This is a genomic window from Chryseobacterium piperi (genome assembly GCF_002285635.2).
GTDB classification, from domain to species: Bacteria; Bacteroidota; Bacteroidia; order Flavobacteriales; family Weeksellaceae; genus Chryseobacterium; species Chryseobacterium piperi.
This window is the reverse complement of record NZ_CP023049.2, coordinates 598784-616441: the sequence shown is the minus strand read 5'-3', so window position 1 is coordinate 616441 and position 17658 is coordinate 598784. Positions and strand designations below refer to the sequence as shown.

The window sequence follows — 17658 nt, the reverse complement described above, 5'->3', positions numbered from 1 at the left end:
GAGATTCTACATTCCGTTGTCCCACTATGAAATTGAAGATTAGATGGCTATTATAAAAAAGCGAGCAGAAAATTCTGCTCGCTTTTTTTATAATAATCTTATTTTATCTTCGAGGATATCGATAATTTTGTCTTTATATAAACCTCCGATAGCCTTCTTAAAATTCTTTTTGCTCATCTGAATTTCATCCTTGATTTCTTCAGGAGAAGATTTATCGGACAGATGAAGAAGACCATAGTTTTCTTCAAGCTTTGTAAGAATTTTTTGTTTGAATTCATCTATATTTTCAAAGCCTTCAGGTTGTAAAGAAACATCTATCTTACCATCTTCACGAATCGCTTTGATATATCCAGTTTCTTCAGAAAGGGGATACAATTTTTTGAATACATCGGATACATAGATCAATCCTATGTATTTCTTATTGATAACGACATTCCAGCCCAGCTCACTTTCATTCATCATAATTAATTCCACTTTATCACCTTTTTGGAAAGGCAAATCTTCATATTGTGGATTTCTTTTGAATTTAGTAGTTCCGGTGATCAGATCTAAATCTTCGTCCACATAAAGATAAACAAGATATCTCTTAGCTTCGATAATTTTAGATTTTTGCTGCTTATAAGGAATAAATAAATCTTTAATAATTCCCCAATCCATAAAAGCTCCACTTGGAAGACTTTGTACACAGCTCATTACTGCAAACTCTCCTACTTCAGCTAATGGAATTTCAGTAGTTGCCTTCAGTTTACCATCATCCTGATAGACGAAAACTTCAACTTCGTCATCGATTTCCTTATCATCCTGAGTGAAAACTTTTGGTAAAAAGGCTTTTTCACCAGCTTCATCTGTCAAGATCCATCCTGAGTTATTTTTTTCTGAAATTTTTAGAGTCTGAGTTTTTCCGAGTTGCATTGATGATAAAATTAGCTAACAAAGGTACGGAAATTTCAATATTTCAAACTACTTAACCTCTTTCTAAATTCTTTTAAAAATTATTTATCTTTCATAATAGTATTTAAAATCAAAATAATTGATCAAAACAAACACTAAAAACATGAAAAGTAGACACCAATAAATTGTCAAATTATTTTCAGAACTCCACTATCCGCCCTTAGACTGGCTCCGTTAGTTGCAATTGAAAGAGGACTGGAAAGAAATATGGTAAGATTAGCAATTTCCTCAGGATTTATAAACCTTTGCAAAAGAATATGTGGATTTGATTGCCGGATAATAAGATCTTTCATCTGTTCAACAGTAAGATTTTGTGTTTCTGCAATATGTTCTATAGCCATAGCCACTCCATCTGAATAAGTTGGTCCGCCTAAAATTGTATTAACCGTTACAGATGTTCCTTTTGTAAGTTTTGATAGTCCATTGCTTAATGCTGACATTGCTGCTTTTGTCATTCCGTAATGAATCATATTTTCAGGGATGTTAACTCCAGATTCACTGCTAATAAAGATAATTCTTCCTGAGTTCCTTCTGATCATTTCAGGTAATAGTTTTCTTGACAAACGCATCCCGCTCATTACATTGATCTCAAAATACTGGTACCAGTCTTCATCAGGTATTTCATAAAAATCGTTAACCCCGAAAACCCCGACATTATTGATCAGAACATCGACATCAAAAAGTTTTTCCGAAAGACTTATTACTTCTTCTCTTTTAGCAAAATCTGCAACTATTCCAGACACTTCTGAATCGGGAAATTGCTTTTGAAGTTTCTCTAGAACGGAATTTATTTTCTCTACATTTCTTCCATTAATAACTACGTTTGCCCCTTCTTCCAAGAGTTTCAACGCAATAGAAAGTCCTATTCCTTGTGTAGATCCGCTAATGAATGCTTTTTTCCCTTTTAATTGTAAATCCATTTTATTTTTGTAATGATTGTTAAATAAATAATTAAAAAATTTTATTCCAGTATCTGTAATTGCAAATCAATCTGTTCTCTGAGAACTTTTCTATCAGGATACATTCTTCGTAAAGAATTGATTCCGCACCAAAATGTGATCAAATATTTCCCTAAAACCTTAGCTGGAATGGTTGAGTATAAATTTCCTTTCTTTTGTTCTAACCGGATAACAGAGGTATAAAGCTTTTCTGTTTCTTTTAATATCAATATCGCTTCTTCCTCCAATTCTTCATCAACAAATGTCATTTCAACAAGGGTATTAGCCACGATGCAACCTTTCCTATGGGATTCATTCTCAGCATTGGCAATGTCAAGAAAGAAATCTTTGATAAGAACAATAGGATGCTGGCTCTTCTCCAATAAATCTTTAAACTTTTCAAATTCCTCTCTTCTCTGTTGCAGACTTTTTTTGAAAAGTTCTTTTTTCCCTCCTTTAAATGTGTTGTACAAACTTCCCGCTCCGGCTCCTGTTACAAGGCTTAGATCTGCAAGAGATGTTGCTGTAAATCCCTTTTCCCAAAATACTTTCTGAGCTCTTAGAACCAGTTCATTATCTTTGTGAATATTAGGTCTTCCTTTCATTTATTTTTGTAATAATTATTACAAAAATAAATGAAAAAAAATTTTCTCACAATAAATTATATAATGCTAATTCACTTTTTAATTTCAACTCCATAATATATTAACAAAAAAGAGAAGTAAGTTTACTTCTCTTTTTTATTTTATAGTTTTGAAATATAGTCCATCAATTCTCTTTTGCTCCCCTCAAAATCAAATGCATCGTAAACCAAAAAGTATTTATTTTTATCAACACATCTTTTATACATTGATTTGGCCAGAGCCAGCTTATTCTTATCAAAGCTTAAAGATTTTACCAAATCCCTTATTTGCTGAGAGGTAAACATAGAGCTGCGCATCTGCTGATTGATCATCCTGATTTTACCATCGTCAAACCTTTCATTATCCTGTAACATTCCAAAAAACCGTTGAAAGGTTTCATTACTCATGGTATTACCTGACTGACTCCAATTTCCCGATTGATTTCCATAAGGATTATTCCATACATCATTCCAATCGTTGAAACCATAAGATTCACTCTGAACAGGGTATGAATCCAGTAAATACAGACCTTCATTGGTAAAAAAGTCCAATACCATTCTGTTATTATTTCGGAGCATTAGAGTTGTTTTATATATGAGAAAGCCGTTATCATAAATTGATATAGGCACTCTACCGGATTGCAGGTCAAAAAAACGGTATTTTCCAGAGCCGTTTGATATTACCTGGTCTCCTAGCTCAACAGTAAAATAGCCCAGTTCAGGAATTCTTAAAAAGACTTCAGCATAACCATAGTTCTGATTCCATTGGTAATTTGGATTTTTAAATTTTTGATTATTGGACTTTCTAAAACCGGAAGTATTTTCATGACTACTCCTATGATCAAACTCCTGTGCTTTTGCAGATTGCATTTCTGTTTTAGAAGCTTCATTTTTTAAAAGTTCACCCGCTTTTCCAGCTTCCTGAGCAAATGAATAAGTTGTCGTAACAAGCAATAAGCCCGTCAATATATTTTTCATGTATTAATTTTATTTTTCATGTCAGCACCTATTATTATGCCAAAGAAAAGAGAAACCAAATATTGGTTTCTCTTTTTAGTATACTATCTTGAAATTTTTAAATCTTTCAATAGATGATTACATGTGAATAGCTCTTTTTTCTGTTGCATCCAATGCAGCTTCTTTGATAGCTTCTGCATAAGTAGGGTGTGCATGAGAACTTCTAACAATGTCTTCAGCGCTTGCACGGAATTCCATAGCAATGACACCTTCAGCAATTAAATCGGCTGCTCTTGCTCCGATAATATGCATTCCTAAAATTTCATCAGTCTTCTCATCAGCAATGATCTTCACAAGACCATCTACGTCACCACTCGCACGGCTTCTTCCTAAAGCTCTCATTGGGAAAGAACCTACTTTATAAGCAACACCTTCTTCTTTCAACTGCTCTTCAGTTTTACCAACTCCTGCAACTTCCGGCCATGTATACACAACACCTGGAATCAGGTTATAATTGATATGTGGTTTTTGACCTGCAATGATTTCAGCAACCAAAGTTCCTTCTTCACTAGCTTTATGAGCAAGCATAGCTCCTTTGATAACATCTCCGATTGCATAAATATTGGAAACATTAGTTTGTAAGTGATCGTTTGTTTTGATTCTTCCTCTCTCATCCAGTTCAACACCGGCTTTCTCAAGACCCAATCCTTCTGTATAAGGCTTTCTTCCTACGGAAACTAGACAATAATCTCCTTCTACAACTACCTCTTCTCCTTTTTTATCTTTAGCAGTAACTTTCACAGTATCTCCGTTTCTTTCCACTGCAGAAACAGCTGTAGAAAGCATAAACTTCATCCCCTGCTTTTTAAGAACTTTAGTCAATTCTTTACTTAGAGCACCATCCATTCCAGGAATGATCTTATCCATAAACTCAACCACTGTTACCTGAGATCCTAATCTCAAATATACAGAACCTAGTTCAAGACCGATTACTCCACCTCCGATTACTACTAAATGCTTAGGAATTTCTTTAAGGTTCAATGCTTCTGTAGAAGTAATCACTCTTTCTTTATCAAGAGAGATAAAAGGTAGTGAAGACGGCTTAGAACCCGTTGCAATAATGGTATATTTTGATTCTATCGTTTCAGAAGAACCGTCATTTTTAGTTATTTTGATCTGAGTAGCAGATTCGAAACTTCCAAGACCTTCAAAAACAGTGATTTTATTTTTGTCCATCAAAAACTGAATCCCTTTAGTTGTTTGATCTACAACTTCGTTTTTACGCTCAACCATTCTTGCGATATCGGCTTGCGGATCATTGATAATGATTCCGTGGCTTGCAAAATTATGTTTCGCATTTTCGAAATGCTCAGAACTGTCTAAAAGCGCTTTTGACGGGATACACCCAACGTTAAGACAAGTTCCTCCTAAAGTTGAATACTTTTCAATAATTGCTGTTTTGAAACCCAATTGTGCAGCACGAATGGCAGCAACATAACCACCAGGACCAGAACCTATTACGGTAACATCGAATTGACTCATGTTATTTTATTAAATTTATTATTATTAACTATCTTATGTCTTACAAATTTAATGATAAATTTACCAAGCACCAAAGAGAGATCTGCCAAATTTAGCTTCTCGATGTAAAGGAGTTGATCACCCCATAACTGCCTCTTTACTACCAATTAATTATTTCATCAAATCCAACAGGACCTTTTCATATTTATCAAGGATAATATTCTTTGAAAATCGTGATTTAATAGAATTTTTAATTGCCTCTTTATCATAGGTTTGGTGCAGAATACTCATAATTTTCTGAGAAAAATCTTCATGATTATCAATATCTGAAATTTCACCGTTAACCTGATCCTGAATAATCTCATTGATTCCTCCTGGGCAGTTATTCGCCAATGCATAGGTACCACAAGCTCCTGCTTCTAATAATACATTAGGAAACCCTTCGTATCTCGAAGAAAGAATAAACAGGTCGGCATATTTTAAGAACTGATAAGGGTTTTCCTGTCTTCCATGGAAAAATACATGTCTTAGCCCGAGGAAGTCTTTCATCTGGTGAAGAATATCCCGGTCCTTTCCGTCTCCTAAAATGTGAAGCAGGATATTTTCATTTTTAAGCCTTGAAAAAACTTTCAATAAATTATCAAATCCTTTTCTGGAAGATAAATTACCGATTGCCACTACATTTTTAAAGTTATATTGAAAGCTTTCCGGTTTTTTGGAAGTCATTAATTTCTGATCGATAAAATCAAAGTCGACAGGATTATTTATTTTGATAATTTTATTTGATTTCACATTGAAATTCCTCATCAGATCTTTCATCATATCATCACTCTGGGCAATGATTCTCTGATAATTATTATAAAAATTATAGAAGAATTTAATTTCCTTTCTTGTAACATGTTCACTGACCACATTAGTCTCTCTGGCAATGAATTTTGTTTTTGGAAAAAGTTTCACAAATAATGAAAGATAGGCATTGACCTCTCCAAATCCCGAAAAAACAATATCGGGTTTTCTCCTGTAGATTTCTGATAAAATAGGTTTCAGGGAGTGTCTGATTCTTTCTGTATTAATATCGATAATCTCCACATCATCATTAAGGAAATCAAGGTAACCGCCCTGCTTTCGCAAAAGCAAAATCTTAGGCTCAAAACGATCTCGGGAAAGATGATTTGCAATGGTGGTAATAATCCTTTCTGCGCCTCCGGTTTCCAGATCCGGCAGAATAAATATAACAGAAATCTTTTTCATCATAAGCAAAGAACCTTACCCATGATCGGATAAGGTTCATATTTTTAATTTAATTAGCTACGTCACTAATGAATTTTATCCTTAACATTCGTACCTCTTCGTCCGAAAGCTCATCTCCAAATTCATCCAGCAATACTTTCATGCTGTCACTTTCAGATTCGTTCATGAATTCCATGAACCCATCTACAATATCTTCATCGAAATTATCTTCAATATAATAATCGATGTTCAATTTTGTCCCTTGATATACAATACTTTCCATTTCCTTCAACAATTCATTCATTGTTAAATTCTTCGCTCTTGCAATATCTTCAAGGTCTATTTTTTTATCCGTACTCTGAATGATAAAAACCTTATGGCTGGATTTATTAGCCACTTGTTTTAAAATCATATCATGGGTACATTCGATATTATTATCTTCTACATAAGTTTTTATAAAGTCAGCAAATTCTTTACCATATTTCTTGGCTTTTCCTTCACCAACCCCATAAATTTTGGTTATTTCTTCTACGGTTACCGGATACTGAATCGTCATATCTTCTAAACTAGGATCCATGAAGACCGTATACGGAGGAATTCCGTATTTCTTCGCCACTTTTTTTCTTAATTCTTTCAGCTGTGTGAATAAGTTCTGATCAAGACTTCCTCCAGCCTGCATTTGAACCTGATCACTTTCTGCCTTAGTCTGTGTTAAGTCAAATTCCCTGTCTTCAGCAATTAAGAAAGAGTGCTCTAATTTTCCATCCAATACCTTCAGACCTTTTTCTGAAATCTTTAAAACACCATAGGTTTCAATATCCTTTTGTAAAAAGTTCTGAACCGTTGCCTGTCTTAAGATTGTTTTCCAATAATTGTCTTTTTCATCTTTTCCAAAACCGAAATAAGAGGTTTGTTCCAGTTTATAAGATTTGGTCACAGCACTTTCTTTTCCTACAATAACAGAGATCAAATCTTTTGATTTAAATTTCTCTCCGGTTTCATTGATCAGCTTAAGAACCTTTTTAAGATCCTCTGTCGCATCTTTTAATTTAGGCGGGTTCGAAGCATTATCACACATATTCGCCCCATCTCCTTTTACAGGATCAAAAGTTTCTCCAAAGTAATAAAGAATATACTGTCTTCTGCTCATAGAGGTCTCAGCATATCCTACTACCTCATTTAAAAGCTGCAATCCGATTTCTCTTTCAGAGACGGGTTTTTGAGCCAGGAATTTTTCTAATTTTTCAATGTCTTTAGGATCATAGAATGCCAGGCAGTATCCTTCTCCACCATCTCTTCCGGCTCTTCCGGTTTCCTGATAGTAACTTTCCAGAGACTTAGGGAAATCGTAATGAATTACAAAACGAACATCCGGTTTATCGATTCCCATTCCAAATGCAATAGTCGCCACAATAACATCAGCTTCTTCCATGAGAAACTTATCCTGATTGGCTACTCTTACTTTTTGATCTAAGCCAGCATGATACGGAAGTGCATTAATCCCGTTTACTTGCAATAATTGCGCAAGTTCTTCTACTTTCCTACGGCTTAAACAATATATAATCCCTGATTTACCTTTATTCTGATTAATAAACCGAACGACTTCCCGATCAATATTGACTTTTGGGCGAACTTCATAGTATAGATTAGCTCTATTAAAGCTTTCTTTAAATACCAATGCATTAGTCATTCCCAATGTTTTTTGGATATCATCCTGAACTTTTGGGGTGGCTGTTGCCGTAAGTGCAATGACAGGAACATCTGCAATCTTATCAATAATCGTTTTCAAATTTCTGTACTCAGGCCTGAAGTCATGTCCCCATTCTGAAATACAGTGAGCCTCATCAATCGCAAAGAAAGAAATTTTAACTTCTTTAAAGAAATCAAGATAATCTTCTTTGATTAATGATTCCGGAGCAACATACAATAATTTTGTTTTGCCGCTTTTAATGTCATCGAAGACCTGCTTGGTCTGCGTTTTATTTAATGATGAATTTAAAACGTGTGCTATTCCGTCATCAGAAGAAAGACCATTCACGGCATCCACCTGATTCTTCATTAGTGCTATTAAGGGAGAAACTACTATTGCCGTCCCTTCTGAAATGAGTGCCGGAAGTTGGTAACATAATGACTTACCTCCTCCTGTCGGCATCAAAACAAATATATCCTTTCCTTCTAACAGGTTTTCTATGATTTGTTCTTGTTGTCCTTTAAAAGTAGAAAACCCGAAATATTTTTTCAATTCGCCTGATAAAGTGGCTTTTTTTGCGCTCATCTAATTTTCTATTGCTAAATTTGCATCTAATCCAAAGTTATAAAATTTTTGCTTAAAATAAAAGCGAACGAATTTATAAAAAATAAAATTTATATTAAATTTTCTTTTTAAAGTATAAATTTATATCGGGAGAATTTTGTATACAAATTGTAAAGGTAAAAATGGAAAGAGCTAATATCATTTCTATAGCAAAAAGTACGTTAGAAATAGAAATTTCAGAACTTGAAAAATTAAAGAACAGAATCGACGATCAATTTGCGAAAGCAGTAGAGATCATCCACTCAGCAAAAGGAAAATTAATCGTTGTCGGAATCGGAAAATCAGCTCATGTCGGCAATAAAATAGTAGCTACTTTAAATTCTACAGGAACTCCTTCCCAATTTCTTCATGCTTCAGAAGCTATTCATGGAGATCTTGGAGTGATTCAAAAGCAAGATGTTGTTTTATGCATCTCAAATTCCGGAAATTCTCCAGAAATTACCAATCTTGTTCCGTTTTTGAAAGAGTATTCTTCTGCATTAATCGGAATGACCGGTAATAAAAATAGCAAACTGGCTGAATTTTCTGAAATTATACTGGATACCCATGTCGATTTGGAAGCTTGTCCAAACAAATTAGCACCTACAAGTTCCACAACCATACAAATGGCGCTGGGAGATGCATTAGCCATTTGTCTTATGGAACTTAATAATTTCAAAGAGAATGATTTTGCCAAATTTCACCCCGGTGGAAGCTTAGGCAAAAACTTAACGGCAAGAGTTGAACAGTTTCTTTCTTCCCAAAAGCCTCAGGTTTCAGAAGATGCTCCTGTAAGAGATGTTATTATTTCAATCAGCGCATCAAGCCATGGAATCACAGTCGTAACCAATAAAGATAAAATCATTGGAGTGATTACCGATGGGGATTTAAGAAGAATGCTAATGAAAGGTGAAGATGTAGCTAAAGTACTGGCTAAAGATATCATGTCTCTGAATCCAAAAACCATTGAAAAAAATATATTGGCAAGAGAAGCGATGAAAATTCTAAAAGAAAATAATATCGGGCAGCTTGTCGTTACAGAAAATGGAAAATATTTTGGAATTATAGATCTTCATAAGCTTTTAGATGAAGGGATTATATAGTTTTATTTCTCTTGAATACATAACATATCAGCCAGTTTGCGAAAGTAAACTGGCTGCTTTCTTTTTAGAGAGCTCGGAACTCATCTTAAAAATTTTTCTTAACTTGTTTACATAACCAAACCTAATTATTAATTCTTTTAAAGAAAAAACAATGAAGAAAAAAGCATTAATCGTAGTAACAAGCGTAGAGAAATACCCGAATATGGACAGAGCTACCGGCTTATGGCTGGGTGAAGCGGTTCACTTTTATGAAAAACTGTCCCAGAAAGGATATGAAATTGATTTTGTAAGTCCTAGAGGAGGCTATACCCCACTCGATCCGATTAGTTTACAGATGTTTGTACAGCCTGTTGACTGGAAATATTATGCAGATGAGACTTTTAGAAATAAATTAGCTGATACCTTACAACCAAAAGGTATCAATCCAGAAGAGTATGATGTCATTTATTATTCCGGAGGACACGGAGTTGTTTGGGATTTCCCTGAAAACAAGGAATTGCAGGAAATATCACGTAAGATTTATGAAAACGGAGGAATTGTTTCTTCTGTATGTCACGGAGCAGTCGGTTTATTCAATATCAAACTTTCAGATGGCGAATTACTGATTAAAGGAAAGACTCTGACAGGTTTTTCAAATTCAGAAGAAGTTGCTGCAGAATTAGCAGATCATATGCCTTACCTTACTGAAGATGTTTTGAAAAGCAAAGGAGCTCATTATGTAAAGGCAGATCAGGATTTCGTTTCTTTTGCAGTAGCAGACGGAAGACTGGTGACCGGACAAAACCCTCAATCTGGAGGAGCTGTCGGAGAAAAGGTGTTGGAAATACTGGAAAAATAGAAGTATACAAAAAATGTGGAAATAAGTCTCGGGACTTATTATGTTTATGTTATGAGTAATTATAAGAAAGCGTTGGAAAGTGATAACCTATACCATACAAAAACCAAACTTATGACTCTAATTTAATCTAAAATTAAGCAAGGTTAAACTTCGTTAAACCTTACATTAAGCATCTTTAAATTAATACATTAGACCGATAAATAATAAAAATTCACATCTTATGAAAAACAAAAGTATCTGGATAATGGCCATGGCTTTACCCCTGTTAATGACATCATGTAAGAAAAATGAGGTAGTTGATGATAAGACAACCTCAAATACTTCTCAAGACATAGTATCTTCTACTGAAAACAAACAACTCAAATACAAATTGACATGGACTGCATTTAAATATCCTGTACCAGAAAAAACAGGAGTTAAAGGTAGTTTTAATGACATTAAGTTAGAATCTATTAATGATAAAGCAGCCAACCTTGAAGAAGCATTGAATGGTGCAAAATTTAGTATCAATACAGAATCCGTAAATAGTAATGCAGCCGACAGAGATGCCAAATTAAAGACATTTTTCTTCCAAAGAATGAAGGGGAGTATACTCGGCAGTTTTGGCAAATTTGAAAACAATAAGGTTCCTGTAAAAATTACAATGAACAACATTTCCAAAGATATTCCTTTTGTCTATGAAAAGAGTGGTGATACCCTGATTCTTAAAGGGAAAATAGATATTATAGATGATTTTAAAGCTAACAATGCTTTAAAATCCATTTCAGAGATATGCAAAGACCTCCATAAAAATAAAACCTGGCCAGATGTAGAAATAACATCAAAATTTTATAAATAAATCTTTAGAAGCATAAAAAGAATATTGAAATGAGTCCCGATAAATTTTTACCGGGACTCTTAGTTGATATACATATAAAGTTCAATAAAATCATAAACAATAATTTCAATTACTGATTATTATTTCATAGTTTTGCACACTTATAAAGTATTAACTTTATTAAGATCTTAATAATCTAGATAGATTCTATTACAATGGATGAAAAAAAGGAAATGTCTTTTCTTGGGCATATTGGAGAATTAAGAGGACATTTGGTCCGCTCAATAATTGCTATTATCATTGCTGCTTTTATTATTGGCTTTAATATCAATTGGATCATGGACCATATCTTTTTCGGCCCTACCAGAAATGATTTTCCTACTTTTAAAATTGTGAATCATTTTTCAAGAATGATTTTAGGAGAAAACAGTATCCATCTTCCAAAGGAATTCCCTGTTCGTGTACAAAGACTTTATCAGCAGTTTAATGTAATGATGGCTGTTTCTATTTTCGGTGGAATCGTTCTGGCATTCCCTTATATTGTTTGGGAACTGTGGCGTTTTATCAGTCCGGCATTACATCCAAAAGAAAGAAAAAACTCAATTTTCATTATTAATTCCGTTTGGATTCTTTTTATGACAGGAGTTTTATGTGGTTATTTTTTAATCCTTCCTTTCGCTGTTAATTTTGGGGTGATCTTCAAAATTTCTGATATTATTGTTCCGTTATATGACCTTAGTGATTATACGACTCTATTCTTACAGGTGGTTTTAGGAATGGGAATCGTTTTCCTTTTTCCAATTCTGATCTATTTCCTGACAAGTATTGGAATTTTAAGTCCAAAATTCATGAAAACATACCGCAGACATGCTATCGTTCTTATTATGGTTGTCGCTGCGATTATTACTCCTGCCGATGTTTTAAGTATGATTATGGCCGCTTTCCCATTGCTGTTACTTTATGAGTTCAGTATTGTAATGTGCTCTTATACTTACAAAAAAATTCAGAAACGTGACGGAAACCTTCCGGCTGTTCAGAATTAATTAAAAGCAGGAGATAAAAAACAACTATAATTTATCGATCCTAACATTTATATACTATTGTTTAAATAATAGTATTATCTGCTATGTCCTATTTATGAAATTACATTTGGCAGCATAAAAGGGACTCTTCTTATAAGAATTATTGAAACATATACAACCACAATCTTTTAAAGAGATAATTTCTTTCAATTCTTTAATCTTTTTAATAAAAAATTATTAAATATCAACCGAATCATTTTACAGCCCAGTATTTAATGAGTATTTTTTTTATAAAATAAAAACATATAGTGAAAAACATACTCCAATAAAACAAATAAAACTATTAATATATTTAAAACAATTAAATACACCTAAAACAAACGTAAAAATCAAAAAACTAGTTAAAATTAAACTACATTTGTATACAAACACCACTTTTTTTAAAAAAAATATATTATGAAAAAGAAAATTATTTTCGTTTGTGTATTAACTTTAGGTTTAACTAGTTTACATTCACAACGCTGGGAATCAGTATCCCAGAAGATTTCACCTACAAGGAAAGAAGTCAACGTCATTCATGCTTATAAAATAGATCTTTCTAACCTCAGAGCTATTTTAAAAAATGCTCCAGAAGCAGGAAAGGGAGCAAATCCGCTTATCATTTCGCTACCAACTACAGATGGAAAAATCGAACGATTTTCTATTTTTAGCTCACCTGTAGTAGAAAAGTCAATGGCAGACAGATACCAGTTAGGAGCTTATTCAGGAATTGGATTAGATGATCCCAATAAGCATATCAGGTTCAGTACTGCGCCCAATGATTTTCAGTCTATGCTTTTCAATGCCAATACTGGAAAATATGAATTTATTGAGCCAATCACTCAGGAGAAAGATACATATGGTGTCTTTTTCAAATCAAACAAAACGCAAGATGGAAAACCTTTTGAGTGTAAGACCTCTGAACCTGAATTAGAAAAAAAACAGATAGGCAGGTTACGACAATCCAAAAATGTTTTGAATGGTACTAATAAAAACAATGATCAAAAATATAGAACCTATAGAATTGCTATCTCAGTAAATGGTGAGTATACCCAGCTTGCCGGAGGCATCCCTGGTGCTGCCGCCAGAATCAATGCAACAATGAACAGAGTCAACGGTGTATTTGAAAAAGATTTTGGAATCCGTATGATTGTTCAGGATTTACCTCAATTGATTTTCCCTGATCCTGCTACCGATCCTTATTCAAATGTTATAGCAAACTCCAATGGTACCTATAGCGCACCTTCAGCCTGGAATCTTCAAGTCCAACAAACCCTGACCTCAACTATAGGGAATGCAGCCTATGACATAGGGCACTTCTTCGGACACAGAGGCGGAGGCGGAAGCGCTGGTCGTGTTGGAAATGTTTGTATAAATCCAGCAAACAACAATGATGCAACTTCAAAAGGCGCTGGAATTACTTCTCCTAATATTATTGACCAGCCTTTTGGGGATACTTTTGACATAGACTTTGTAGCTCATGAACTAGGACATCAGTTTGGTGGAGCGCACACCATGTCAATTGCCCTTCACGGAGCTCATATGGAACCGGGATCAGGATCTACCATCATGGGATATGCCGGAATCACAAATGCCAATGTTCAAATGAATTCGGATGCTTATTTTCATACCAAAAATATTGAAGAAGTACAGGTATATACTAATTCTAAAAACTGCGGTACCATTACAGCAATAAACAACACTCCCCCAACAATACAACCACTCCCCAACAAAATAATTCCAAAAGGAACTGCTTTTGTATTAACAGCTTCTGCGGTGGATGCTGAAAACGATCCAATGACTTACACATGGGAACAGTACGACCTTACTTCCAGTGCATTTGGTGCAGTGAATGCGGCAAGAAACAATGGAGCCAATTTCAGATCTTTGATGCCTTCCGCATCTTCTACACGATACTTCCCTAAGCTATCTAATGTCCTTAACGGATTTCTTACCAGTACACAAGATTGGGAAACAGTATCAAACGTACCCAGAACAATGAATTTTAAGGTAACTGTGAGAGACAATAATCCGGATGTTACTCAGCAGCAAACACAGAGCGGGCTGGCAAAAATACAAATCGGAAATGAAGGTCCTTTTAAGGTGACATCAACTATTGTTTATAATAATACTCAAGGAGCTATTACTTGGGATGTAGTCAATACTAACAGCGCTCCCTACAATGTACAAAATGTAAAGATAGATTACACGACAGACAATGGAAATACATGGACGATTGTTAGTCCATCAACTCCTAATGATGGGGCAGAACCTTTTTCATTTTCATCACTTACTCCTAATTCAAATGTGAAAATCAGGGTAAGTGCTCTTGATAACGTATTTTATACTATAGGTAATGCTACAGTTTCAGCGTCCGCAGAGGCCTGCTCTTCAGCCGCTCCTTCAGGAATTACAATTACCGGAATTACGAGGACTTCCGCAAGTGTAAACTGGCCTGCATTGCAAGGTGCCACTTATTCATTAATGTATAGAAAGACAGGAACAGCTACATGGACTACCGTCCCTGTAACAAACAATTCTTATTACATTTCCGGGTTAGCTGAAGCTACCCCATATGAAGTTCAAATAGCCAATGTTTGTAGTGCTACAACTGGTAACTATTCATCTCCTACTAATTTTACAACCCTTCCTTTTACGAGATGTACTATTACCGGAAGCAATTCTAACGATGAATATATTTCTAATGTCACCGTAACTCCTGTAGGAATGAGCCCTGTTTCAAACAACAGCAACGCTTCCCCTTACACAGACTACACTACAGATCTTACAAAGCTTATCACCCTTAAGCAAGGATCTTCCGGCAATGCAATAAGTGTAACAAAACAATGGACAGGCGTTCAATATAATGAAGGGGTAACTGCATGGATCGATTTTAACAGAGATGGAGTCTTTTCCGATTCTGAAATCATCTACACAAGCACCCCTAGTATAACGACACCTGTTTCGGGAACATTCTCTGTTCCTGCAGATGCATATACGGATGGAAATGTGATAATGAGAGTTATATTAGCCTATGAATATCAGCCTAACAGTGGATGTAGCAGCCAAAGATTTGGAGAAGTTGAAGATTATCCGGTACTTATACAATCTGAGCAACTAGCTACTAACGACTTATTAAAAGACAATAACTCAATTCAAATTTATCCTAACCCAACCAGTGATGTACTCAATGTAACTAAGGTTTCATCCAAAGCTCTATTTACCATTACAAATATGGCTGGGCAAATTGTTATGAATGGACAAATTACAGATAATAAGATTTCTGTATCAAGGCTGAATACAGGAGCTTATCTAATTTCAATCGAAGATAAAGGAAAAGTATTTAATTCAAAATTCATCAAAAAATAAAAACATCTTTATTTAAATATTCAGGCCCGGCTATTGCCGGGCTTTTATGGATATTAAAACGTACTTATCACAGCATTTTTATTCATAACAACTTCTCTGTTAATTAAAATTTCTATTTTTGATAGATTAATAATTAGATATCCAATGAAAAAACTATCATATTCAATTTTATTTGCTTCGGGACTCATGTTTGGACAATTCTTCGAGAAGCCTGAAACATTTACCAAACAAGACACGCTAAAAGGTTCTAATACAAAATTCCGGAACTTCTGGGATGTGAAAAAGTATGAACTTTCAGTGGAACCTGATTTTGATCAGAAAAGCATTAAAGGAACGAATAAGATCAGTTTTGAAATTATCAAAGATGTTACTGATCCTACATTTCAGATAGATCTTCAAAAACCAATGAAAGCTGATAAAGTGGAAGGTAATTTTCCTATTGCCGAGTTCAAACAGGATGGTGATTTCATTTTCATTACCACTCGTAAAAGTTTCAAAAAAGGTGAAAAATATACCATCGATGTTACTTATTCCGGTAATCCTGTAATTGCCAAAAAAGCACCATGGGATGGCGGCTGGGTCTTCGCCAAGGATGATAATGGAAATCCATGGATGAGTGTTGCGGATGAAGGTATTGGTGCTTCTATATGGCTTCCTACCAAAGATATCTGGAGCGACGAACCTGACAACGGTATTATCATGAAGATTATCACCCCTAAAGATCTTGTAGGGGTTGGAAACGGTAGATTAATTGATAAAAAAGCAGATGGAGACAAAACCGTATATACCTGGGAAGTCAAAAATCCAATTAATGCCTACTCTATTATTCCAAACATTGGAAAATATGTCAATTTTAAAGATACCTTCAATGGAGAAAAAGGAAAGCTTGATCTCGATTATTGGGTATTAGACTACAATTTGGAAAAAGCAAAAAAACAATTTCAACAAGTAAAACCTATGCTCTCCGCATTTGAATATTGGTTTGGACCGTACCCTTTTTATGAAGATTCTTACAAACTGGTAGATTCACCTTATTTAGGAATGGAGCATCAGAGTAATGTTGCCTATGGTAACCAATACATGAATGGATACCTGGGAAGAGATTTATCAGGAACCGGAGTTGGTCTCAAGTGGGATTTTATTATTATCCATGAAAGCGGTCATGAATGGTTTGCCAATAATATTACGGCAAAAGATCAGGCTGATATGTGGATCCATGAAAGTTTCACCAATTATTCCGAAGTCCTTTTCACGGAGAAGTATCTGGATAAAAAGTCTGCGGACCTCTATGCCATGGGAATTCGAAATATAATAAGCAACGATGTTCCGATTATTGGTAAATACGGCGTAAGAAATGAAGGCAGTGGAGATATGTATCCTAAAGGAGCCAGCATGATCCATACGATACGCCAGGTTATCAACAACGATGAAAAATTCAGACAGATTTTAAGAGGTTTAAATAAAGAATTTTACCATCAGACCGTAACGACCCAACAAGTCGAAAACTACATCAACTCCAAATCCGGCTTTGATTTTTCGGGTGTATTTAATCAGTATTTAAGAACAACCAAAATTCCTACCCTGGAGTATTCACAAAAAGGAGAAGCATTAAAGTTCCGTTATACCAATGTGGTTAAAAATCTCAAACTTCCGATCAGAATCGATGGAGAACAAACCATCAATCCTACTGAAGAATGGCAAACCGTAAAATTGAAAAAAGGAACTCCTGTTGAGTTTAATAAGAATTATTACGTTAATTATAAGAAGGTGCAGTAGCTGAAAGGCTAAAGGGCAGAATCGCTAAATCGTTGAACCGTAAAATCGTTAAAAGGACAATAAAATTAACAGTTTTACGGTTTTGCGATTTTACCTTTCAGCAGTTCTACCCTTCAGCCTTTCTACAATTTTAAGAAAAGTTTAATACTGCATTGGACTCGTATTTGTAACAAAATCATTTT

The 17658-nt window shown here is 34.7% G+C and carries 13 protein-coding genes; 6 read left to right on the top strand and 7 right to left on the bottom strand.

Annotation, left to right across the window (positions count from 1 at the left end; genetic code table 11):
• Positions 1 to 87: 87 nt before the first annotated feature.
• The 7 genes from CJF12_RS02710 to recQ form a co-directional block, all read right to left on the bottom strand.
• The gene (locus CJF12_RS02710) at positions 88 to 912 is read right to left on the bottom strand and encodes a CvfB family protein (protein ID WP_034681871.1); all 825 of its coding nucleotides are present in this window, start codon (positions 910 to 912) and stop codon (positions 88 to 90) included.
• Positions 913 to 1079: 167 nt separating this feature from the next.
• Positions 1080 to 1871 (bottom strand): SDR family NAD(P)-dependent oxidoreductase, encoded by a 792-nt coding sequence (locus tag CJF12_RS02705; protein ID WP_034681872.1) that lies wholly within the window; start codon positions 1869 to 1871, stop codon positions 1080 to 1082.
• A gap of 41 nt (positions 1872 to 1912) precedes the next feature.
• Entirely contained in the window at positions 1913 to 2494 is a 582-nt protein-coding gene (locus tag CJF12_RS02700) for a TetR/AcrR family transcriptional regulator (protein ID WP_034681873.1), read from the bottom strand.
• A gap of 140 nt (positions 2495 to 2634) precedes the next feature.
• The gene (locus CJF12_RS02695; RefSeq protein ID WP_034681874.1) at positions 2635 to 3489 is read right to left on the bottom strand and encodes a DUF4476 domain-containing protein; all 855 of its coding nucleotides are present in this window, start codon (positions 3487 to 3489) and stop codon (positions 2635 to 2637) included.
• Between the two features lie 117 nt (positions 3490 to 3606).
• A complete protein-coding gene (gene lpdA, locus CJF12_RS02690) occupies positions 3607 to 5010 on the bottom strand; it encodes a dihydrolipoyl dehydrogenase (RefSeq protein WP_034681877.1) in 1404 nt (467 codons plus the stop codon).
• A 150-nt stretch (positions 5011 to 5160) separates the two neighbouring features.
• The gene (locus tag CJF12_RS02685; RefSeq protein WP_034682023.1) at positions 5161 to 6240 is read right to left on the bottom strand and encodes a glycosyltransferase; all 1080 of its coding nucleotides are present in this window, start codon (positions 6238 to 6240) and stop codon (positions 5161 to 5163) included.
• 49 nt (positions 6241 to 6289) lie between these two features.
• Positions 6290 to 8494, bottom strand: a complete 2205-nt coding sequence (gene recQ / locus CJF12_RS02680) for a DNA helicase RecQ (protein ID WP_034681881.1) — start codon at positions 8492 to 8494, stop codon at positions 6290 to 6292.
• 161 nt (positions 8495 to 8655) lie between these two features.
• Here recQ and CJF12_RS02675 point away from each other — a divergent pair, with 161 nt between their 5' ends.
• The 6 genes from CJF12_RS02675 to CJF12_RS02650 all read left to right on the top strand — a co-directional run bounded on the left by CJF12_RS02675 (position 8656) and on the right by CJF12_RS02650 (position 17476).
• Complete coding sequence (locus CJF12_RS02675; RefSeq protein ID WP_034681885.1) at positions 8656 to 9615, top strand: KpsF/GutQ family sugar-phosphate isomerase; 960 nt, start codon at positions 8656 to 8658, stop codon at positions 9613 to 9615.
• 151 nt (positions 9616 to 9766) lie between these two features.
• Positions 9767 to 10453, top strand: coding sequence for a type 1 glutamine amidotransferase domain-containing protein (locus CJF12_RS02670; RefSeq protein ID WP_034681887.1), 687 nt, complete (start codon positions 9767 to 9769; stop codon positions 10451 to 10453).
• A gap of 220 nt (positions 10454 to 10673) precedes the next feature.
• Entirely contained in the window at positions 10674 to 11291 is a 618-nt protein-coding gene (locus CJF12_RS02665; RefSeq protein ID WP_034681888.1) for a YceI family protein, read from the top strand.
• A gap of 194 nt (positions 11292 to 11485) precedes the next feature.
• The gene (gene tatC / locus CJF12_RS02660) at positions 11486 to 12313 is read left to right on the top strand and encodes a twin-arginine translocase subunit TatC (protein WP_034681890.1); all 828 of its coding nucleotides are present in this window, start codon (positions 11486 to 11488) and stop codon (positions 12311 to 12313) included.
• A gap of 435 nt (positions 12314 to 12748) precedes the next feature.
• Positions 12749 to 15700, top strand: coding sequence for a reprolysin-like metallopeptidase (locus CJF12_RS02655; protein WP_034681893.1), 2952 nt, complete (start codon positions 12749 to 12751; stop codon positions 15698 to 15700).
• Between the two features lie 144 nt (positions 15701 to 15844).
• The gene (locus CJF12_RS02650; RefSeq protein ID WP_034681899.1) at positions 15845 to 17476 is read left to right on the top strand and encodes a M1 family metallopeptidase; all 1632 of its coding nucleotides are present in this window, start codon (positions 15845 to 15847) and stop codon (positions 17474 to 17476) included.
• The last annotated feature ends 182 nt before the right edge of the window (positions 17477 to 17658 follow it).